The following is a 19,848-nucleotide window of genomic DNA, read 5'->3' on the forward strand; positions in this document are numbered from 1 at the left end:
CTGGCCGCTCCGTCGCCAATTCATGGCAGGGTATAACCGATCACATAGTCGCCCGGCTTAGTTCCGACCGAGCCGTGGCCTCCCGCCACCATGACGACATATTGCTTGTTGTCGCTGGCGGTATAGGTCATCGGCGTTGCCTGGCCGCCCGCCGGAAGGCGTGCCTGCCAAAGCTGTCTCCCGGTCGTGACATCATAGGCCCTAAGATAATTGTCCACCGCTGCCCCCAGGAACGCTACTCCGCCCTTGGTGACGATCGGCCCGCCAATGCCGGGAACGCCGACCTTAAAGGGAAGAGGCAGGGGCGTCATGTCATGGACGGTGCCATTCTTGTGCTTGTAGGCGATCTTGCCGGTCTTCAGGTCGACACCGGCGACATAGCCCCAGGGCGGCGCCTGGCAGGGAACGCCGAGCGGGCTGACGAACGGCCCCATATAGACGCCGTAAGGGGAGCCCTCGTTTCGGTTCAGGCCTTGTTCGCTGCCCTTGTCGCCGGCTCCCTTCGGCGGGATCTCGGCGCGCGGCACCAACCGCGAAGTGAAGGCGAGATAAGTCGGCATGCCGAACATGATCTGCCGTTCCGGGTCGACGGCAACGCTGCCCCAGTTGAAGGTGCCGAAATTGCCGGGGAAAATGATGGAGCCGCGCAACGAAGGCGGTGTGTAGCGGCCTTCATACTGATGCTGATGGAAGGCGATGCGGCAGGCGAGCTGATCGAACAGCGAGACGCCCCACATGTCCTTTTCCTGCAAGGGCGGCGGCGAGAAGGTCAGATCGGAGATCGGCTGTGTCGGGGAGGCGTGGTCCTCGGGAATGGTGCCGCCCGGCGCCGGTATTTCCTTGAAGGGAATGATCGGCGTGCCGGTGCGGCGATCAAGCACGTATATGTCGCCCTGCTTGGTCGAAGCGACCAATGCGGGAACCGTGCTGCCATCGGCCTTAGTCAGATCGACGAGCACGGGTTGGGCCGGGACGTCCATATCCCAGAGATCGTGATGGACGAATTGCTGCACCCATTTGAGCTGGCCGGTATTGATGTCGAGCGCGACCACAGAGGAGGAGAAGCGTTCGACATTGGCGCTGCGGCCCATGCCGAGCTGGTCCGGCGTCTGGTTGCCAAGCGGAACATAAACGATGCCGAGCTTCTCATCGGCGCTGGAAACCGACCAGCTGTTCGGCGAGTTGGTCGTATAGGTCTGCCCGGCGGGCAGCGGCGCCGTCTGATCCGGATTGCCGGAATCCCAGTTCCAGAGCAGAGCCCCGGTCCGGGCATCGAAGCCGCGGATGACGCCTGACTGTTCCTGGGTGGAATAATTGTCGTTCACCGCGCCGCCGATAATGATCTTGTCGGCGACGATGACGGGCGGCGATGTCGAATAATAATAACCGGCCGGATTGTATTTCATGCCGGTTTCAAGATGCAGGGTGCCCTGATCGGCAAAGCTCTGGCACACTTTGCCATTGGCAGCATCGAGCGCGATCAGTCTGGCATCCGAGGTCGGCAGATAGACGCGATCGGCACAGGGCGCACCGGCTGCAGCGGTCGTGTCGTGATAATAGGAGACACCGCGGCAGGTCTGATGCTGTCGATTGGGGTTCATGCCGGCATTGGCATCGTAGCGCCATTTTTCCTTGCCGTCTGTCGCACCGATGGCGATCGCCAGGCTATGCGGCGTGCAGATAAAAAGCGTATCGCCGATCTTCAGTGGCGTGACCTGATAGGTCGTCTCGCCGATGTCATCGGGACGCTTCACATCGCCGGTCTGATATCGCCAGACTTCCTTGAGGTTTGCGACGTTCTGCGCATTGATCTGATCGAGAGGCGAGTAACGTTGGCCGAAGGAAGTTCTGCCATACTGATGCCATTCACCATCCGGCACATCGCCGCCCATCGGGGCATTCGCAGCTGCTGTCGTCGGCAGATCGCCGGAGAGATCGTGCGGATCTGTCGTCATCGAATAGACGGCAACGAGGATGGCGATGATCAAGGGGATCGCAAGCGGCCAGGGATTGGCCCCGTAGTGAACGCCGTCCAGGCTGCGAAAGCCCAGCGGTCGCCGGATCCAGGGTGTCAGCAGCCACAGACCGATCAGAATGATCAATCCGCCGCGCGGACCGAGCTGCCACCAGTCGAAACCGACCTCCCAGATCGCCCATCCAAGCGCTGCCAGTACGAAGATCGCATAGAGCCAAAGCGCGGCTGCCTTGCGCATATAAAGCAGGATCGCCGTCAGGAGGAAGGCGATGCCGGCCAGAAGATAAAAGGGACTTCCGCCAAGCAGCACAAGCCAGAGGCCGCCGCCACCGAGCGCCAGACCGATGAGTGCGAGGATGATCGATGTGATGACGATGGCCATGATCTGCTCCAGTCTATCCGCCGATTGGACAGTGATTGATCGAAGGCATGCGAACTCCCGCGAGGTCCTTTTGGATCTCAACCTCGAGGTTAAAGTCTAAATCAATATCAGCTGCTTCGCCGGCAACGAGAAGAACTGCGCCCAGGGCGATTTGGATCGATACATCAAGCCCCCCATCAAATCAGAGATTGAACGCCAGGATTGCGAGAATGTTCCAATCCGGCCAGCCATTCAAGTTCGATGCCGTGGCGCCCGATTTGATTAACGGACGTAGTTAATTTTTTAACAATTTTCAGGAATACTAATGGAACAGATATTGGAATCAAGGGTTTCCGTGCAGAGCCGGAGGACTAGAGATGAATATGAAGATCGTTACCGCCCAGTCGGAAGTTGAAACGAACGACACCGGAACCTATCCGGATGGCATGATGGAGCGTATTCTGGTCGAGTTTTCCGCAAGCTCCGAGCGGCAACACCGCAAATCCCACGAGCGCGATTACGGCGCACATAAGGCGCTTCGACCGATACCGGCCGGGCTGGCCTGAAGGCCTGGGAACTAGTTTTCTTCGTCAGATATAGAGTGGTGCCATTCGGCGCCAAGCATCTGCGCGATGCGCGCGTCCGTCCCATACATGCAGCCGATGATCGATCCCCTTGTCGGCGAGCAGTCGGCTAAAGTGGCGATTATTGTCGAAGAAGGGATCGGCGTCTCCGATCGTCATGACGATATCGATCTGGCGCAACCTGTCCAAACGCCAGTCGCAGGCAAGTCCCGGCAGAAAATGTGTCGGGGTGTGAAAATAGATATCATCGTCGTAATAGCCTTCGAACAGATCCGTGAAGGATTCGACCTTCATCGTCAGATCGTAGCGGCCGGAAAAGGCGACCAGCTTGCGGAAGAGGTGAGGGTGGCGAAAAACCAGGCTTGCGGCCTGGAAGGCGCCGAGGCTGCAGCCGTGAACGATGGTGCACTCATGCCCGTTCTTCTGCGCCATCAGAGGCAGGACTTCGTTGAGGATGTATTCCTCGAAAGCGTTATGCCTGCGAATGCGCTCGGATGGGTGGCGATGAAAGCCGTAGAAGGTTTCTGCCGCCAGCCCTTCGATGCAGTAGAGCTGAAGCTGTCCGGCATTCAGCTTATCCGCGAGGCTGGCGACGATGCCGACCTGCTCATATTCCCAGAAGCGACCGTCGCGGGTGGGAAATACCAATACCTTGGCGCCGGCATGGCCGAACACCAGCAACTCCATGTCCCGATGCAGCCGAGGACTGTACCAGCATAGGTATTCGCGGTTCATAGCACCTTGAAGAATTGCCCGACCATGTCTCGCAGAACTGCGTTCTGCTGCGCGCTGCCAGCATAATCGAAATGACCGGCATCCAGAATGAAGATTTCGTTAAATTTCTGCAGCGCATTTGCGACAGAGAACTGGCAGGGTGGTGCGACTGCGGGATCGAAAAGCGCGGGTGCGACAAGCATCGGCACAGTGATGCGCTGCGCGGCGATCGCAGCATCGAAGAACCGCAGTGTCTCGAGAACGCTGCCGTGCTTTTGCTGATAGGCCTGAACCGATTGGGCGCTGCCGACGGTTGGCAGTGTCAGCCATAGCTGCCGGTTGCCAAAAGTCGGGACGATGAGATGGCCGCGACTGATCCGCGCATCGAAAGGAATGGCGAGAGCACCGATGCCGCCACCGAAACTGATCCCGCTATAGCCGATATGGCCGGCAAGCCACGGATAGAGGGTCTCCAATGTCGAGACGGCGAGCCAGATGTCTTCCACGCAGCCGCCGATGACATAGGTATCGCGGTTTTCGATACCGCAAAGGACATGGTCCGATGCATCCGAGGGGATTTTTGGGTTGGCGCTAAGGGAAAGCCCCCGGCAGCAGGGAAAAAGGATAGCCGTCTCTTCTGCCGGCCAATCGAATTCCGGCTGGTCTCTTCCGCCATACCCGTGTCCGACGACTAGGCCGCGCCGCACCTGTCCGCTGCGGGGAATGAGCAGCCAGCCATTGATCTGAAACAACCCTGTCGACGCGTAGCTGATATCGAAGACGTGCCAATTGTCGTGGCGCAACTGGCTATGACGAAGCTTGGGTTGTGGATCGATGGCCAGCGCTGCCCTGTAGCGCTGCCGCCAGAAATCGTCGAAGCCCGCCGGGGCTTCCGGCGTCTCTATCGCCTGCAACTGCGCAAGCTGCATGCCGTAGGTGGGATCGAAGTCGAAGGGATGGGATGTCGGTATGCTCATGGCAAATATTTCGCGTGAAAGAAGGGGGAACACAAGAACAGCGATTGCCGATCCGCAGGCTTTCGGCGTGGCTTATCCTGTTCATTCATGGATTTTCTGCCTAGGACGATCGATGCGATAGAGCACGTGCGGCCGCAGAATATTGTCCGGCGGCACTGTGATGTCATCGAAATCACCGCCCTCGACATAGACCATGCCAATTTTCTCCATTGCGCGGCGGGAGGGGATGTTGATCGCCGACGTATAGCCGATCACGCAATCAGCCTGCAGCTCCTGCCAGGCGAAATCCAGGCAACACCGGCTGATTTCCGCCGCATAGCCCTGCCGCCAATAGCCACGCCCCAGAATCCAACCGATCTCCAATGGAAAATCGCCCGGAACTTCCGGCCCGGGACTTGAAAGACCTGCGCCGCCGATCAGCGCGCCGTCGGCCTTGCGTTCCACGGCCAGGAAGCCGAAACCTTCGTTGGCCAACTGCGCGGTCGCTTCATCGATCAGTTCATCAGTCTCAGCAGCCGTGAGCAGGCTCGGATAGTAATATTGCCGAACCTGCGCATCCGCGTTTACGGCTGCAAAAGGAGCGCGGTCGCTATCCTGCCAAGGCCTGAGAACGAGCCGGGAGGTTTCCAGAGTAAGCATCATTCTCCCAGGGACGAGCGGATTGATCTCGATGGCGCGATGGCACGCAATCTTTGGCGAGGGCAGCAGGCTGCGCCGCATCTCCATCCATGAATTCGCCATGAAAGTCCATGTCTGCCGGCTGATATTAGCCTCTGTGATTTCTGCAGCACAGCAGGAAAGATGACGCAAATAGACTTGGTTCATTGCGAACTGCTGTCGCTTCCTTGCCTTCGTTGAGGTATAGTGGAAGCATGATCAGGGTCCTAACGATACTTGCGGGAATTTCAATTGCAGGCTCCGCAGTGGCAGGTCAAATCACTCAAAGCACCTACAATGTTCAGGATTGCTCGAGTGCGGTGGATCAGGTTCTTTCGACGACCAAGGGACGCCTCCTATCCGTCAAGCCACGCGAGAATCGCTGTATCGTGACTGTGATCGTTCCGCATGGCGAGCAACGGCCGGAAAAGGTCGTGGTTCGTGTCGACTATAGCAATAATGACAACAGCCAGGAATATGGCCAATAACCACAAGCGGTAAAAGGGACCGCGTGAGAAATGGGTGAAGTTATCCAGTTTCGGTCCGCAGCGAGATACGGCAAGCACCTTGATGCGCAGGCTCGCATGGAAAGGGAGTTGCAGCTTCCCCTTGCAACGGCGGATCAATCCACCCGAAAGGCCAGCCGCGCGAATCCGCCGGATACGTCGACGGCTCCCACGTCAAAAATTGGGCTTCCCATTAGCGGCATCGTCATCATAGCCGGCTCTATCCTGGTCTATGCGCTGGTGATATCCCATGTCGTCGGCCAGCCACATTATTCGGCTCGGGCTAACCTGATGCCTTCGATCTTTCTGCAAAACTAGATTTGCCGGACAAGAACCGCTTGATGAAGCAGGTCCGCTATCAAGCAGTTACCATACGCGCCGCGAACTCATTTTCGGCACCATTCTTTCCTATCGCATGCGCGGAGCACGACGCCGGCAACCAGCCGCAATATAATTGCGGCTCAAGATCGCCAAACCGTCATCTCGCATGCGGAAGACTGTCATGTCAGGCCGACTGTTCGGATATGCGGACTTAAAGAACATGAGAAAGATTTAAACCTGTTCGTTAAGTGAAGATTCCATCAAATCTGATGTAATCCGCAATAGACGGTGATTTTGGAGAGCATTTATTGTCGCGGCTTAAAATTCAACAGCTACAATGGATCGGCGCGGTAGCTGTTATCATGGTTTGCTTGATGATGGCCGGCTCGACGATTGCCTTCAGCCTGTCGGATTACCTCAACTACAAGCGCGGCGTAATCGAGTTCGGCCGTTTTCATACGGCGCTGCACGCGGCCGCGACGATATCGAGAGAACGCGGTCCTGCAAACAGTCTGATGGGCGCTTCGGAGCGTGAGCAAGCACAATTTGCTGCCGATCTGAAAGCAAGCCGCGAAACAACCGACAAGGATATCGCCAAGCTCGAAGCGCTCTTTAAAACGGAAATAGACCAGTCCGCGGAAATGCGCAGCGCATTCATGGCGCTTAAGGCTCAGCTGGAGAGCGGCCGTCAGGCGGTCGATGCGGTGGCCGCCTTGCCACGCGGCGAGCGCAGCGGCGCAAGGATCGCGGACGCCATACAGGCAATGTTCCGTGCAGCGGATCGCGCCCAGGATTACCGGGATGTCGCCGGCCGATCGGTCATTGCACTGGCGCCCGAGACAGGCGCCGAAGTCATGCTGACCTCGATGGCCGGAACGCTCAGAGAGCGTGCCGGAAGGCTGGGCTCCTATGTCGTCATAATGCTGGCCTCACAGGGGCAGGCCCGTTCCCACTATAGAGCTGCGTTCGACAACGAATTGAACAGGCTTTTCGAAGTGAATGCGCTGCTGAAAACCTATGCGCCCGTTACATTGCAATCCCAGGCTCTCGCAAGGCTGTTGGATCAGGTGACGGTCAGTTACTTTGCCGGAGCGCTGCCTTACGCTCAGCGCGTCGCCTTTGATGCGAATGCGAGCGATGCGCTCACACCCGGAGAGTTCACAGCGAAATACGTGCCTGGAATGAAATCGACCGAGAACCTGCGTGAACTCATCGAAACCGCGGCATTGAACTCTCTCGACGAAGTACAGCAGAAATCCCTGAGAGCCATGCTGATCTCCGCACTGCTTGCCGTCATGGCGGTATCGGTTGTGATTTGGTTAGCCTACGTGCTCAGACGTTCGCTCTTCCGGCCGATGCTGGCTGTCATGCGACAGATCGACGAGATTGCCGTCGGCAACCTTACGACGCCGCCACCGATACCTCACGCCGGACGTGAGATGCGGGAACTGTTCCTGCGTCTTGACCTTTTGCGTGAGCAGCAACGCTTCAAGCGGCACCTGGAAATGGAGCGCAAATCGATGACGGAGGAGTTAAGACGTCTCTCCCAGACGGATGCGCTCACTGGTCTTCTCAATCGGCGCGCGCTAGAGGATGCGGTGGAGGAATTGCTCGCGACTCCGGAAGCTGGCTCCCGAGGCTGACCGAGATTATCCGAACAACCTGCTTGTTGGAAACTCGCAGTCAGTAGGTGAGCGTCACCACGACCGTATCGGTGTAAATGCCTGAGGATGGCGTGGTCTGCGGTGGCACTCGGCCGTAGACCGTCAACAGTTGAGCACTGCCGGTTCCCGTTCCGGCGACGGTGCTACCCGGCGTATTGGCATCGCCCCAGGGCTGCGACCGGCTGGTGTCCTTGTAGAGGCCGTAGGTCACCGTCTCCGATCCTTTCGCCATCTTTCGCGCCGTCGGCAGAGCATTCGCGCCGCCGCCACCCAAGGAGATCGTATAAGTCGTGCCCGGCGTACAGGTTGCCGTGACGGAACCGGTGGCATCGACATTCGTGCTCAATACGCCCTGTGTCCCGAAATCAATGTTCTGGACGCTGACAAGGCAATTGGCGGCGACGGTTGCATTGACGCTGAACGATGCGGTTCCAATCGTTCCAGAAGGAGCAGAACAGGTAGTCGCACTACTGTAGCTGTAATAGAAGGAGGTGTAGGTCGATGTGAAGCTGGACGTAAACGACCCCGGTACTGCCGTCGGCGGAGAGCCGAGTGCAGCTCCATAGACCGTCATGCTGCCAGTTGCGCCGATCAACGAGCCATTCAGCAAGGCCATTGTCAGCGCATAGACCGGTGCACGTGATGGATAGGGCCAGCTGCTCGATCCCCACACCACGCTTCGGCCGTTGTCGGAATAGAGCTGATAGTTCAAAGAACTGCTTCCGTTCAACATTTGGCGCGCCGCGGCCGACGATGCTCCACCACTGCCGGCGCCGATATCGGGGCAAATCAGAAGCCGCTTGCCCAGGTCCAGGAGCCCGCCGGAACAGGATACACTTATCGTAGATGTCGAATTGACCGGGGTGCCTGATAGGGTATCGACCGCGCCAAAGTTCATATTGGTAGCCGAGAAGTTGCAGCTTTGCGCAGCGCATAGCGAAGGCAACAGCAGTGCGAGCAAAAGAGTGAGCGAACGCAGCATCTTTTCAACTCCCTTTCAAAGGCACCTGACGTCATCGATGACGACCTGTTCGCCCCGCTGCGGCTTGTAGGCGAATTCGGCATGGCACTTCGTTCCGTCTTCAAGTGATATGTCGATTGTGTTGCTTGCGTGCAGTCCGCGAATGTAGGCCTGCCCGTCATAGCCGATGACGAAATCCTCGCTCGATCCTTGTAAGGTGCCGCCGAGCCCGGCACGCAGCGGCACCCCGTTCTTGTCCTTGATCGTAATGAGGGCGGCTTGCGGCGCTTCGGATACACCGAACTTGACGACGACGCCGCTGCGATCCGCCGGCACGACGATTTCCTTCGTCGCCGGCACATCGGCGTCGACGGGTAGGTTCTTAGGATCGATGGATAGGGTATTCGGTTCATAGGAATTGAGATTGGGCACCAGGATGCGGCCGCTCGAATTGGTCTTGCCGGCAGGCCGGTTCTGCTGCTGAACCTCGACATTGGGAGCGCCGACATCGACGACGGCAAAGGCATCGTCAATCCTATTGGTGGCAAAGGCGCCACCGCCTGCAACAGCGATGGCACCATCGACGCGAGCCGTGGCGTTGGTCCGATGATCCTGCTGTTGAAGACCTGCCTCGACCTGCGCGAAGGGAGCCCGATAGCCGATTGCCGCCTCGCGATAGGTGTCTTCGCCTTCGGACGTGCGTAGGCGCCAGCCGAAGCTGCCGTCCTCCTGCTGCATCGACTTGGAAACGTCGGCCACGACGCCGAGGCCGTTAGGCCCGCCTTGTACGCCCGTATTGGCCGTGACGTTGCCGCCGAAGGGGATGGAGAGGCCGGCAAAGAATCCAAAATTGCTTCGGTCGTCGAGATCAGTGAAGGCGCTCGCATAGACTGTCGCGCGCTTGAAGGTCTGACTGTAGGAAAGGCCGGCGATCTTGCTCCTGCTGCCGTCGGCGGTTTCGAGGTTGGTGTAGGAGAGGTTGAGGCTGGAAAGATCGAGTGGTGTTGGCACGCTCAGCGTGATCTGATCGATGGCTCGCGGCACACCGGCACTGAAAATGCTCACATCTCCGGCAACATTGGTTGTCGGCCGCGCGGAGATCGAGGCTATGTCGTCATAATCGCCAAAGGTCCGCTGTACCCGGGCGTAAAGAGCCCATCTGTCGTAACTGAGCTCGAATGCGGCATTCATCAGGGCGCCGGAACGCGACCCGCTTTTGCTTGCCGCGCCCGCTATTGACGCTACACCGAACGAGTTGATCGGAAAGGCGGCTCCCGCACCGCCATTCAGGAGATCGGCGCCACCCTCGAAATGGCCTTCCAGTGTCAGCCAATCTGTCAGGCCGTACCTTGCGGTAGCGGCGCCCATGATACGACCGTCGTAATCATTGGAATCGGTTCCGAAACTCAGACGCGGAGTGCCGATCTCGGCGGAAAAGTCCAAAAGGCCCTGACGCAGAAGCCAATTGGAGGAGTAGAAGGGCAAGGTCTGCGTGGTTTCGCGTCCCAGGCTGTCGCGCAGCACGACGGTCGCTTGCCCGCCTCCAGAAAAGACCGGCAGGTTGGTGACTTCGAATGGTCCGGCGGGGACGTCGCTGGAATAGGTGCGAACGTTCTGCGTATAGATATCGAGTGTCGAAGGGACGGCCGCCGTCCCGGTAAAGGAGGGCAGCGGTTCGGTCACCAGGTCCGAACGCAGTGCAAAATTGCGCTGAAACTGAATGCCGCCGAAATAGACTGGTCGTGTCCATGACAGGCCGCCAGTGGTTAGATCACCCGCGCGATAGGTAACGAGGTTCTTCGGATCGGAATAGCTCCAGGTCGTGTTGAGGCGAGTTATGCCGTCAAGGCTGCCTTCGGAATATCCGGCGAGGAAGGACTGGCTGAGCGTGCCATAGGGGCTGAAGAGACGTGCATCGAAAGATCCGGATATTCCCTGGAACATGTTCGAATTGCCTTGGAATAGGCCGTTGGAACTTGCGTAGAGGGAATAGTTCAAGACGGCGCCGTAGCCGGCCTGGGGTGCCGGGATGGCATTTTCCTGCTGCTGCCTGACATTGATGACGCGAGGTGCGCGCCCCCTGTCCGTCGTCTGGACATAGAGGCGCTGCGTCTCATCGTCGACCTGATAGGACAGACCAGGCAAGGTGCTGAGCTCTATCAGCTTGTCGTCGTCGGCGCCGGCCGGCGGCTTAATGCCGACCTCGCGCAGCTCCTTTGCGGTTGCCGCGAGGGAACCGTTCGGACGCTGTTTGAAATTACCTATCATGTTCATCGATGCATTGTTGATGAATACTTCGAGGTAGACGTCCAGTATGGCCGCCCGTTGGCCTGCAATGGCTATGTCTGCCGGCTGATCGGGCACTTCCTGAGCACGCAACGCCGGCACTGAGAAAAGCATGCATATGAAAACGGCGCCGGCACTACCGTTGATTAACGGCGACTTCAGCATCGAACGGCCCAAGATCACTCTGGCCATGGAGTGTTACGACGCTGCCGGTGAGAGATTTTGCTGTTCCCATCGACCATTGCATCGTTGCACCGGCAAGTACGTATCCGACCAGCCCGTTGCGGCTGCCGATCTTCGTTGCGCCCTGCGCCAGGGTTACGTTCGACAGACGGAAGCGGCTGCCACCATTGTTCTTGCCGGTCAAAGAAAGGTTGTTGCCCTGCCGCTTGAGGCTCCAGACGATATCGGCAGGCTTTATGTCCGGCCGCTTGAAGAAGACTGGAATGGACTGGCGCATGATGAGGGTGACCGTGCCGGCGCGCGCGCGGGCAGGGTCTGGCAGCTCATCGACAATAACACGATAGGTCTCTTCGGCCTTGACAGGCGCCTTGCTCGTACGAACCACTCTGACCACATATTGCGCGTTGGGATTCATTCTCGTCGCAGGCGGGCTGGCAACGACATCCCGGGTCGGTTCCAGAGTTTCTATGCCACCTGCCTGGCTCCACTTGAAGACGCGTATCTGGACGTTGATCGCATGATCTCCGTCATTGGCGAGGTTCAAGACCGTGGCAGCGGCCGGCGCCGTGAGCTCGAGACTTGTGGGTGCTACTCGCAGAGATGCCGCGTTCAGGCCGTAAGCACCGAGCAGCAAAAGCATAGTCGCGGCAATGCATGGCAACATGCGTTGCATGACGGCCTCCTGGAACTGTGAGTTTTCAGTAGGTGACGGTAACGGCCACGGTATCGGTGTAGACGCCCGCGGCCGGGGTGGTCTGCGGGGGTACCCGGCCATAGACATTTATGTTCTGGACTGCGCCATTACCTGTGCCCGAGACGGTATCGGTGCCTATGGTGGTGCCCCAGGTCTGCGTTCGGTTGGCATCGCTGTAGATCGCATAATTGATCGTCGCACTTGCCGGGCCCGTCATGACACGGACAGCTGTCGTCGCTCCCGCCCCAGCGCCGGCACTCAGGCCGACATTGTAGGTCTGCCCGGATGTACATTGCACTCCGATGGTGGTTGCCTGGTCGATATTGCCGGTGATGACACCGTTGGTGCCAAAGTTGAGATTATTGGTACTCTGGACGAGGCACTGCGCCTGGATGGTGATGGTGACCGTCATATTGGCGGTTGCAGTGGCAGCCATCGCGGGCGATGCTACCAAGGTCATTGCGATACCAGTCAGAACTGTACCGCAGAGCATTCTCAGCATTCACATTCCCCCTCGCATATGCCTCAAACATATCAGAATATAATAAAATAAGCACATATATGCTTCGCTGGCAATCAGGCAGGAAATCACCGGGGCAGTTGCGACAGTATCGAAAGAATGCCCTCAAAGTAGAGTTTTGCTTTACTCAGCGAATACCGGCAGATAATTAATAGTTTTAAAAAACATGGTTAATAATGTTCGATACAATTTACCTGCTGCCGTGATAAGCGCGGCGAGAATATGAGATTCAATTTACGCGAATCAGCGATTTTGAAGGCGCCATCCGCCACGAATGATTCGCGGTTTCGATCACTAGGCTGCGGCGGAAACATCAATTCTTACCGTATGTTCACGACAGCTTCCCTATACTCGCTATCCGCGAACGCAGGTCGGCCGTCGAGCGGGCGGGGTTTTTCATCGCAGTTCTTCCGCTAGTATTATGAAGAGGAATGGCGGCCGTCGAAGGCAGTTCATCCTTACCGTCAGGATGCGCAAAACGCATTCGTCAACATTTCTTTGCAAAAGGTCTGCAATTGGCCACGTTTCGGTAAAAGCCGCGCCACAGTTCGCATGAAAATGGCTAGCCGGGATTTTGTCAAAAGGAGCGGTCGATGGATACGCAGCCTATGAGATGGTGGAATGGCCAAAGCGAGACGACCCGAAGGCTGGGTTCCGGGCTTGCTGTTTGCGGCACCGTTGTCGGTGCTCTTTATGTCATTGTTCAAACCGGCCCCGTCGACCGCACCATACAATTCATCGACGACAGCGGCCGTATCGCTATCAATCGTCCAGCACCCGCACTGCAGCTTCCCGGGAACCATTTGCAGTTAGCGATTGATGCGAGCCCGGCAAAGCCGCAGTTGTCAGTGCCAATTCCGCAACCTTCGCCGCTTGCTGCCATGGCCAAGACCAACCCGCCGGTAAAGCACATCGCATCGCATTCCGATGCCGCGAAGACCAAGATGGCGTCATCCGGTGACGTGGAGCATTTCGACCGCTGCTTGCCGCAATGCGAAACACAGGACCCGCTGATAACAGGTCACCCGGAATATTCAGAGGCAACTCCGCCTCTTGGGAACGACGATCCGCCTCCCGTGCTGCTGGAAGAAAGGGTCGGATTTCATCCCCTTGCCGGCGCGCGCAACCTTTTGAACAGAGCCGTGGATGCCCCAGGCGTGATGTTGCGCCGCAGCCGACAGATGATCGACAATGTTGCCCGCGCAGATTGGTAATTGGGACGCATGTCTGCGCCCATTGCCGATATCAAGGCAACGGGCGTAGGCTTTTGTTCTCGATCGAAGGGGCGCTGAGACACCCGACGGAAAGCCGCCTATAGGCCGCCGGCGCTCGCCGTACTGCGCAGCAGCCGGCAAAGGCTGACGAGACCAGCATCGAAATTGCCTGATGCCGTCACCTGACGACAGGCAATGAGCATACGCTTCTGCTCAGCGCTCGACATGGTGCGGAAAGCGGCAAGCGTGCGCGTGCTCGATCCCGTGCCGGAATTGCCCGAGCCCAGCCCGAAGCCGCTCGTGCCGCCAGTGCCTCCGGTTGCCATACCGGTTCCGCTAGAGCCGGTACCACCAGTCGAGCCAGTCCCGCTGCCAGTTCCACCGCCACTGCCGCCTGAACCGCTTCCTCCGACACCGACACCCACTCCAACGCCCACCCCGGATCCGCCGACGGAGACGCCAGCGCCGGCATTGACGCCGCTTGAGCCTCCGACCGAAGCGCCGAGACCGGCGTTGACGCCATTGCTGTTGGCCGATGCGCCCACGCCGGCATTCACTCCGCTGGAGCCACCAACCGATGCGCCGACGCCCGCATTGACACCACTCGTTCCGGATACGGAGGCACCCGCTCCGGCATTGACGCCATTCGTGCCGCCGACGGAAGCTCCGACGCCGGCATTAAGCCCATTGGAGCCGAGCCCGGCGCCCAAACCAGCGTTGATACCGCCGACCGATACGCCAACACCCGCGCCCAGTCCGCCGGAGCGGCTGCCGCCGTGATCCGTCCCGCCGCCGGGCTCTGCATAACTTGCCGAGGCCAATAGAAGAAGAGCGGATGCAGCGATTGCCATCCGTGAATATTGTACTCTCATGACTAAACTCCGTTTCAGCTAGACTTTGTGACAGCCTGTTTCTGATTGCCGGAGCGCGCGCACCGTAGAGTTGGAATGAAGGGGCTCGTCTATTCTCCTTTCCTCCCAAGACTACATTACAAAATAATCTAAATTAGTAATGCTTCAATATAAAAATTCATGGAAGGCTTGCATAATGACAAGGAGATTGGTTCCGAACAGACCAAAATGACCTATTTCGCGACAGGGTTACTAGGCTTTTATAGGATGAACGAGGCTTTTTCTCGAAAGGTTCAGGAGCGTTCCGCCCACACCTTAGCCAACTCTACAAGCGTCTTTACGGCTCGTTCCATATCCTGCCGGCTCACCCATTCCAGCGGCGAATGAAAGGCATGCCCCCCGGCAAAGAGATTGGCGCAAGGCAAACCCATGAAGGAGAGCCTGGAACCGTCCGTGCCGCCGCGAATGCTGCCACGCACTGGCGTCATGCCGGCACGCCGGATGGCCTCGACAGCATTTTCGACGATTTCCGGATGGCGATCGAGGATCGTCTTCATGTTGCGATACTGATGCCGAACGGTGAAAGTGTGCGAGGAGCCGGGATAAGCTTTCATGACGTCCTTGACGATCGCCTCCAGCATGGTCTCCTTGTCGACAATGCCTTGCTCGTCGAAATCGCGGATGATGAAGCCGAGCGAAGCCTTTTCCATCGAGCCGCTGATGCCGGTAGGGTGGATGAAGCCGTCGCGGCCATCCGTCGTTTCGGGAGCTATGTTCTTCGGCAGCCTGTCGACGATCGCGCCCGCAATCCTGATGGCATTTTCCATTTTTCCTTTGGCGAAGCCTGGATGGATGGCGACGCCATGGATGACAACCTCGACACTGTCGGCCGAGAAAGTCTCGTCTTCTATATATCCCGCCGTTTCGCCATCGACCGTATAGGCAAATTGCGCTCCCAGCTTCTTCAAATCCACCTTGTCGACACCACGCCCGATCTCTTCGTCCGTCGTGAACAGAAGCTTGATGGTACCGTGGCGGATATCGGGATGGTCGACGAGATATTTGGCGGCCGCGACGATTTCGGCGAGGCCAGCCTTGTCATCGGCTCCAAGCAGCGTCGTCCCGTCCGACGTGATGATGTCGTTGCCGATCTGATCTTTTAGGGCAGGGTGCTCGTCAACGCGAATGACCTGATGTGGATCGCCGGTGAGGCGAATATCACCGCCGGAATAGTCGCGCACGATCTGCGGCTTGACGTTCGTACCGGTAAAATCGGGCGCTGTGTCCATATGGGAACAGAAGCAGATAACGGGAACCGGCTTGTCGACATTCGATGGAATGGTGGCATAGACGTAGCCATGTTCATCCAGGTGTGCATCGCCAAGGCCGATCGCCAGCAATTCCTCGGCGAGAATGCGGCCAAGATTCTTCTGCTTCGCGGTGGAGGGCTGCGTGGCCGAAGCCGGATCCGATTGCGTATCGACAACAACGTAACGAAGAAAGCGATCGGTGACGGTATCGGTCATGAATCTGGCTCCGAAGAATCTCTAGGGTTTACATAGTTATAGCGCCGCGAGGGTACATGGATAAACCGATTTTGAGCGGAAGGCGCCCGTCTGCGAAGCTGGGTGTCGCCGCTCCAAAGAAAAGGCCGCTCCAGCGCCAGGCAGGAGCGGCCATATTAATGGTCAAGACTTTAAGCGAAACACTTAATCGACCGACGTCAGCGTGACCGACGTACCGGTAGCCGCAACGTTCAAGCCGAGCTGACCCGTAACGCTCACGGTCTGAAGGTGGATGGAGCCGGCGGTGCCACCGACAAGGATGTTCGTACCCACGCCGGCACCTACCGTCGCTTCAACGGTCGCCCCCTGGTAGAGGCCGCTCAGAGAACCACGATGGTAGCCAGCTGTCGGCGCGAAGACGAGCCAAACGAGCCGGCTGCGAGTTGTAAAGCCGAGATCGACGCCCATCTTGCGGATCGCGCCAGTATAATGATCGACACGACGCGAATGCCCGACCGTCGAATGGAAGGTGCAATCCATTTCCTTGGCAGAGCCGAGGACGTAGCCGACGCCGCCGCCGATATCGCATTCGAGATAGCCGATTTTCACGCCGTTGCGGTCATCCGGCTCCTCGCTATAGGTCGCCGGCATGTCGGCTGCGCGCGCCGCAGCGGTGCCCGCAACGATCAACGAGGCCGCTGAAAACGCCAGGGTCAGGATTTTTCTCATCTGTTTTCTCCTTGTCAGAGTATTATGGGTGGCAGGCACCCTCGTGATCGAGCCGATAGAATCAACTCTTATTAACGTTCGTACGCGCAGAACGATCCCAAAAATAAGGCGGCTATCGTCATGATCCACTTCACAATATAGGGAAGTCCTTCCCCCACGGCACCCTTTGGCCATTTCACGTTTTGCAACCGACTGAATCGCGCCGTACAAAATCGAGGATTTGCAGGGCAAGCCGGCCCTGCCTACTCGTCAACTATGTTGAGCCAAGACTTCCTTGGCAGCAAAAGCGAATACATCGACCGGCTCTCCAAGTCCCTTGAGAGGGAAGGAGCCGAGGCTTTCCATATCCCGCCTGCAGCCGGCCATGTCGACAAAGGCCTTAGACAGAAGTACCGGCCGCTTGACCTCCTTGGTCAAGGACTCCAACCGCGAGGCGATATTGACGGCCGGACCGATGACCGTGAAATCAAGGCGAGTGCGTGAGCCGATATTGCCATACATTACGTCACCGACATGCACGCCGACACCATAGCGCAGAATTTCACGGCCATGCTTTCGGTTTTCCTCATTGAGTGCGGCAACGCTTGCCTGCGCCTCGCTGATGGCAAGAAGCAGATTGTGACAGGCATTCGGATCGCTCAACGGGAAAATGGCCAACAGGCCGTCGCCCATGAATTTAAGGATCTCGCCGCCATGTTTTTCGATCGGGTCGACCATCGCGTCGAAATAGCCGTTTAGCAGCTCGATGACATCGTCACGCGGCCACATATCCGAGATGGTCGTAAAATCACGCAAATCGCAAATGAGGATCGCTGCACCGACGGTGGTGCCGCTGCCGCGCGTCGTGGCGCCAGCCAGGATCTTTTCGCTGGCATGCGGTCCGACATAGGTGCGCAGGAGCGTGCGGGCCATGATGTTCTTCAACCGGATTTCGGTCACCATTGTCAGGGCCGGCAGCAGGTCCTTCAAGAAGGTGATGTGCTGTTCGGTAAAGCCGCCGGGAGCGTCCGAGGCAAAGGTCACGATGTGGCGCTTGCCAAGCGTATGGTAGATCGGCCAGGCGATATAGTCGGTCAGGCCTTCCGCCTGCATCTCTTTGTATAATGGGTATTTCAGCTCCGACTTCTCACAGACTTCGAGATTTTTCCGGACTTCGGTCGCGCCATTGAAGATCTCGTTGATAGGGCTTGCCAGAAACTGCGGCGTATTCTCGACCCCATAGCTGAAGGTCGCGATATCGGCCTCCTTCATGCCTGTGCGCCAAAGAATTCTCGCCCCCAGCCATTGCGGATGCAGCGTTCGGAAATGCATCGTCGCTCTTGCGACCGGAACTCCGATGGTCCGCATTTTCTCGCAGAGTTCCACGAGGATATTGTCGATAAACCGCTGATCGCGGACATCATTCATAAGCCAATCGAGGATCTTGCTTTGTTTTGTCGGCCAATTGCCCTGGTCGTCCTGAGTGGAGGCGGCAACGGCCTCAATGGAAGATTGCATGTTCTATACCCCACAGGTTCCGTCATCCGTCCTGGATCGTGAGCGCTATTCGATCCGAATAGAACTATACGCGTCTCGCCAGTGACCGGGAACGGCAATCACTTTTAATTCGCGACTTCGTAAATTATGTGCCGGGTATGGCAGAAGAGCCCTGAATCGGCCATAGGCTTCATATGGTTCCGCAACTTCCGCAGTGCAATATTCGGTCAAAGAGGTAAGGCATTGAGAGCATATCTGGCAGGTCCGGAAGTTTTCCTTCCAAACGCAAGGGAGATACTCGATCGCAAGATCGCAATGGCACGCAGCTACGGCTTCACGCCCGTTTCTCCGGGAGACTTGGTCGTGCCTGAAACCGAGACACGCCGCCAGCGTGGCCTTGCTATCAGCGCCATCAATGAAAAACTGATGACAAGCGCCGATCTCATCATCGCCAATCTGACGCCGTTTCGTGGCATAGCGGCCGATATTGGTACCGCTTTCGAACTCGGCTTCATGTGCGCCCGCGGCTGCCCGGCCTTTGCTTTTTCCAACTGCACCGATAACCATTTCGAGCGCGTGAGCAGGCTCTATGGCGGCGACGTTCATCTCGGTGAGGACGGGCGCCACCGCGGCCCCGATGGCATGGCGCTGGAAAACTTCGACATGGCCGACAATCTGATGCTCGACGGCGGCATTGCGGCACGCGGCGGCATCATCGTCACACGCCAGGTCGCGCCGGAGCAGCTCTTTCTCGATCTGACGGCCTTCGAGGAATGCCTGGGCCTGGCGGCAGAGCAATTGCTGAAACAGACCGTCAACTCATAATAGGCTCTGCTATCGATGCGCGCGTTCGAACTTCACCATGTTCCGAGCGCTGCATCGATCGCCCGCGCTCGTATGGGAAGCTGGTCATAGGCGGCAATATCCGGTTCGGCAAAGGCGCTGAGGCCTAGCGATGCGAGGATATCGCTCCCTTCCGGATCTCGATGCGCCCCGACAAGAACGGTGCGTAGCGCATTGACAACATTAGGCGATTGCTGCCTTGCGGCTACCAGCAAGGGGAAGGGGGCCGGCTTCGTGGTGGCCACGATGCGCAATGGCGCGACCATGTCCGGCTCGTGCATTGCCATCAGCTGAAAGGCATAGGCGTCAATGGCGCCGACATCTATGGTATCTGAACGAATGGCGTCGACTACGCCGCGCGGATTGAGAAGCGGGCCGACGATCTGCGCCGCTGCGGGTCTATTTGCAAGCGTGGCAAAGAACTCCCTCGGCGCATTATAGCCGGACTGAGAGTCCCGCACCGTCCAGCCCCAGCGCACGGTTGCAAGATCCGCCTCTGTGAGCGACTTGCCTTGAGCAGCGACGATATGGCTCGCATAGACTGGCTGACCGTTTGCCCAGTCCGCTAGAGAAACGGGCGCAGCCAGCGGCTGCGGGCGCTCCGCCGGCGATAGCCGGGAGAACGGAAAGCCGCACATGAAAACGGCGCCCATATCCGGGCGTCCCCATAGGTCGGACAGAGGTGCCGGAGCCGCATGCGCAATGATTTCCAGCTCAACGCCTGACCGGTCGGCAAGCCAATGAAAGAGCTCATCCCAGAGACCGGATATTTTCGGGCTCAGATTGTACATTCGTGAGCAGGCGATAGCACTGGAAGTCGTCATGGC

Annotated in this window: 18 protein-coding genes; 5 read left to right on the forward strand and 13 right to left on the reverse strand. The window is 58.0% G+C overall.

Annotated elements, in window-relative coordinates:
• Positions 1-20 precede the first annotated feature (20 nt).
• Positions 21-2,357, reverse strand: coding sequence for a glucose/quinate/shikimate family membrane-bound PQQ-dependent dehydrogenase (locus PH558_RS09135; protein ID WP_285203732.1), 2,337 nt, complete (start codon positions 2,355-2,357; stop codon positions 21-23).
• 356 nt (positions 2,358-2,713) lie between these two features.
• Between PH558_RS09135 and PH558_RS09140 the strand changes: the two genes are divergently transcribed.
• Positions 2,714-2,902, forward strand: a complete 189-nt coding sequence (locus tag PH558_RS09140; protein ID WP_095436481.1) for a hypothetical protein — start codon at positions 2,714-2,716, stop codon at positions 2,900-2,902.
• A gap of 24 nt (positions 2,903-2,926) precedes the next feature.
• Here PH558_RS09140 and PH558_RS09145 read toward each other — a convergent pair whose 3' ends face one another.
• The 3 genes from PH558_RS09145 to PH558_RS09155 form a co-directional block, all read right to left on the reverse strand.
• Positions 2,927-3,655 carry an esterase family protein gene (locus PH558_RS09145; protein WP_285203734.1) on the reverse strand — a complete coding sequence of 243 codons (729 nt, stop codon included), beginning with the start codon at positions 3,653-3,655 and terminating at the stop codon, positions 2,927-2,929.
• A complete protein-coding gene (locus tag PH558_RS09150; RefSeq protein ID WP_285203735.1) occupies positions 3,652-4,611 on the reverse strand; it encodes an acetylxylan esterase in 960 nt (319 codons plus the stop codon). Before PH558_RS09150 ends, PH558_RS09145 begins: the two co-directional genes overlap by 4 nt.
• Before the next feature lie 81 nt (positions 4,612-4,692).
• Positions 4,693-5,436, reverse strand: a complete 744-nt coding sequence (locus PH558_RS09155) for a GNAT family N-acetyltransferase (protein WP_285203736.1) — start codon at positions 5,434-5,436, stop codon at positions 4,693-4,695.
• A 98-nt stretch (positions 5,437-5,534) separates the two neighbouring features.
• Between PH558_RS09155 and PH558_RS09160 the strand changes: the two genes are divergently transcribed.
• Together PH558_RS09160 and PH558_RS09165 are read left to right on the forward strand one after the other, a co-directional pair.
• A complete protein-coding gene (locus tag PH558_RS09160) occupies positions 5,535-5,756 on the forward strand; it encodes a hypothetical protein (protein ID WP_285203741.1) in 222 nt (73 codons plus the stop codon).
• Between the two features lie 647 nt (positions 5,757-6,403).
• Positions 6,404-7,738, forward strand: a complete 1,335-nt coding sequence (locus PH558_RS09165; RefSeq protein WP_285203743.1) for a sensor domain-containing diguanylate cyclase — start codon at positions 6,404-6,406, stop codon at positions 7,736-7,738.
• 40 nt (positions 7,739-7,778) lie between these two features.
• On the opposite strand, the gene PH558_RS09170 is transcribed toward PH558_RS09165, so the two are convergent.
• From PH558_RS09170 to PH558_RS09185, 4 genes are read right to left on the reverse strand one after another with little or no spacing between them, the layout of a single operon-like run.
• On the reverse strand, positions 7,779-8,741 hold the full coding sequence (locus PH558_RS09170; RefSeq protein WP_113407766.1) for a Csu type fimbrial protein: 963 nt from the start codon (positions 8,739-8,741) through the stop codon (positions 7,779-7,781).
• Positions 8,742-8,756: 15 nt separating this feature from the next.
• On the reverse strand, positions 8,757-11,120 hold the full coding sequence (locus PH558_RS09175; protein WP_113407815.1) for a fimbria/pilus outer membrane usher protein: 2,364 nt from the start codon (positions 11,118-11,120) through the stop codon (positions 8,757-8,759).
• 22 nt (positions 11,121-11,142) lie between these two features.
• Positions 11,143-11,862, reverse strand: a complete 720-nt coding sequence (locus PH558_RS09180; protein WP_113407767.1) for a fimbrial biogenesis chaperone — start codon at positions 11,860-11,862, stop codon at positions 11,143-11,145.
• A 25-nt stretch (positions 11,863-11,887) separates the two neighbouring features.
• Positions 11,888-12,385 carry a Csu type fimbrial protein gene (locus PH558_RS09185; RefSeq protein WP_095436473.1) on the reverse strand — a complete coding sequence of 166 codons (498 nt, stop codon included), beginning with the start codon at positions 12,383-12,385 and terminating at the stop codon, positions 11,888-11,890.
• A gap of 611 nt (positions 12,386-12,996) precedes the next feature.
• Here PH558_RS09185 and PH558_RS09190 point away from each other — a divergent pair.
• A complete protein-coding gene (locus tag PH558_RS09190) occupies positions 12,997-13,617 on the forward strand; it encodes a hypothetical protein (RefSeq protein WP_285203752.1) in 621 nt (206 codons plus the stop codon).
• A gap of 98 nt (positions 13,618-13,715) precedes the next feature.
• Here the strand turns inward: PH558_RS09190 and PH558_RS09195 are convergent, their stop codons facing one another.
• The 4 genes from PH558_RS09195 to PH558_RS09210 form a co-directional block, all read right to left on the reverse strand.
• On the reverse strand, positions 13,716-14,489 hold the full coding sequence (locus PH558_RS09195; protein WP_285203753.1) for a hypothetical protein: 774 nt from the start codon (positions 14,487-14,489) through the stop codon (positions 13,716-13,718).
• 272 nt (positions 14,490-14,761) lie between these two features.
• Positions 14,762-15,994, reverse strand: a complete 1,233-nt coding sequence (pepT, locus tag PH558_RS09200) for a peptidase T (RefSeq protein WP_285203755.1) — start codon at positions 15,992-15,994, stop codon at positions 14,762-14,764.
• Positions 15,995-16,177: 183 nt separating this feature from the next.
• The gene (locus PH558_RS09205; RefSeq protein ID WP_095436469.1) at positions 16,178-16,702 is read right to left on the reverse strand and encodes a DUF992 domain-containing protein; all 525 of its coding nucleotides are present in this window, start codon (positions 16,700-16,702) and stop codon (positions 16,178-16,180) included.
• A 249-nt stretch (positions 16,703-16,951) separates the two neighbouring features.
• Positions 16,952-18,199, reverse strand: a complete 1,248-nt coding sequence (locus tag PH558_RS09210; RefSeq protein WP_285203756.1) for an adenylate/guanylate cyclase domain-containing protein — start codon at positions 18,197-18,199, stop codon at positions 16,952-16,954.
• A 222-nt stretch (positions 18,200-18,421) separates the two neighbouring features.
• Here PH558_RS09210 and PH558_RS09215 point away from each other — a divergent pair, with 222 nt between their 5' ends.
• Positions 18,422-19,003 (forward strand): nucleoside 2-deoxyribosyltransferase, encoded by a 582-nt coding sequence (locus tag PH558_RS09215; protein WP_095436467.1) that lies wholly within the window; start codon positions 18,422-18,424, stop codon positions 19,001-19,003.
• A gap of 32 nt (positions 19,004-19,035) precedes the next feature.
• On the opposite strand, the gene PH558_RS09220 is transcribed toward PH558_RS09215, so the two are convergent.
• Complete coding sequence (locus tag PH558_RS09220; RefSeq protein WP_446740101.1) at positions 19,036-19,845, reverse strand: phosphate/phosphite/phosphonate ABC transporter substrate-binding protein; 810 nt, start codon at positions 19,843-19,845, stop codon at positions 19,036-19,038.
• Positions 19,846-19,848 lie beyond the last annotated feature (3 nt).

It is taken from the genome of Rhizobium pantanalense (assembly GCF_030182525.1).
In the GTDB taxonomy this organism is placed as follows: domain Bacteria; phylum Pseudomonadota; class Alphaproteobacteria; order Rhizobiales; family Rhizobiaceae; genus Rhizobium.

Coding starts and splice junctions, on each gene's coding strand:
- PH558_RS09135 (WP_285203732.1), bottom strand. CDS start 2,357: ATGGCCATCGTCATCACATCGATCATCCTCGCACTCATCGGTCTGGCG.
- PH558_RS09140 (WP_095436481.1), top strand. CDS start 2,714: ATGAATATGAAGATCGTTACCGCCCAGTCGGAAGTTGAAACGAACGAC.
- PH558_RS09145 (WP_285203734.1), bottom strand. CDS start 3,655: ATGAACCGCGAATACCTATGCTGGTACAGTCCTCGGCTGCATCGGGAC.
- PH558_RS09150 (WP_285203735.1), bottom strand. CDS start 4,611: ATGAGCATACCGACATCCCATCCCTTCGACTTCGATCCCACCTACGGC.
- PH558_RS09155 (WP_285203736.1), bottom strand. CDS start 5,436: ATGAACCAAGTCTATTTGCGTCATCTTTCCTGCTGTGCTGCAGAAATC.
- PH558_RS09170 (WP_113407766.1), bottom strand. CDS start 8,741: ATGCTGCGTTCGCTCACTCTTTTGCTCGCACTGCTGTTGCCTTCGCTA.
- PH558_RS09175 (WP_113407815.1), bottom strand. CDS start 11,120: ATGCTTTTCTCAGTGCCGGCGTTGCGTGCTCAGGAAGTGCCCGATCAG.
- PH558_RS09180 (WP_113407767.1), bottom strand. CDS start 11,862: ATGCAACGCATGTTGCCATGCATTGCCGCGACTATGCTTTTGCTGCTC.
- PH558_RS09185 (WP_095436473.1), bottom strand. CDS start 12,385: ATGCTGAGAATGCTCTGCGGTACAGTTCTGACTGGTATCGCAATGACC.
- PH558_RS09190 (WP_285203752.1), top strand. CDS start 12,997: ATGGATACGCAGCCTATGAGATGGTGGAATGGCCAAAGCGAGACGACC.
- PH558_RS09195 (WP_285203753.1), bottom strand. CDS start 14,489: ATGAGAGTACAATATTCACGGATGGCAATCGCTGCATCCGCTCTTCTT.
- pepT (WP_285203755.1), bottom strand. CDS start 15,994: ATGACCGATACCGTCACCGATCGCTTTCTTCGTTACGTTGTTGTCGAT.
- PH558_RS09205 (WP_095436469.1), bottom strand. CDS start 16,702: ATGAGAAAAATCCTGACCCTGGCGTTTTCAGCGGCCTCGTTGATCGTT.
- PH558_RS09210 (WP_285203756.1), bottom strand. CDS start 18,199: ATGCAATCTTCCATTGAGGCCGTTGCCGCCTCCACTCAGGACGACCAG.
- PH558_RS09220 (WP_446740101.1), bottom strand. CDS start 19,845: ATGACGACTTCCAGTGCTATCGCCTGCTCACGAATGTACAATCTGAGC.